This is a genomic window from Xanthobacter autotrophicus (assembly GCF_030015065.1).
In the GTDB taxonomy this organism is placed as follows: Bacteria; Pseudomonadota; Alphaproteobacteria; order Rhizobiales; family Xanthobacteraceae; genus Xanthobacter; species Xanthobacter autotrophicus_D.
The window spans coordinates 1-475 of record NZ_JAIVFN010000360.1; the positions used below are offsets into that span (position 1 = coordinate 1).

The 475-nt window shown below is 68.4% G+C and carries 1 protein-coding gene; it reads left to right on the forward strand.

The features are described from left to right. Nucleotides 1-475, forward strand: a 475-nt coding sequence (locus K9U40_RS23525; RefSeq protein WP_432715940.1) for a TonB-dependent siderophore receptor, incomplete at both ends; no start/stop codon positions are given.

The window sequence follows — 475 nt, forward strand, 5'->3', positions numbered from 1 at the left end:
GTGCTCTACGGCCAGGGCAGCGTGGGCGGGGTGCTGAACCTCACCAGCAAGCGCCCGCAGGCCGAGCCGCTGCGCGAAGTGCAGGTGCAGGTGGGCAACTTCGCCCGCAAGCAGATCGCCGCCGACCTGACGGGCGCGCTCACGCAGGACGGGCAATGGCTCTACCGGCTGGTGGCCGTGGGCCGCGACAGCGATTCGCAGGTGGACCACGTGAGCGACGACCGGCTGATCCTGGCTCCCTCGCTCACCTGGAAGCCCAGCGCCGCCACGTCGCTCACGCTGCAGTTCACGCACCAGAAGGACAAGAGCGGATCGCTGATCGGTTTCTTCCCGTGGCAGGGCACGCGGCTGTCCAGCCCGTATGGGCAGATCCCCACCTCGGCCTTCATCAGCGAGCCCGGCTGGGACGCCTACGACACCGAGAACAACTCGTGGGGCTACCTCTTCAGCCACCGCGTGAACGATGCCTGGACCG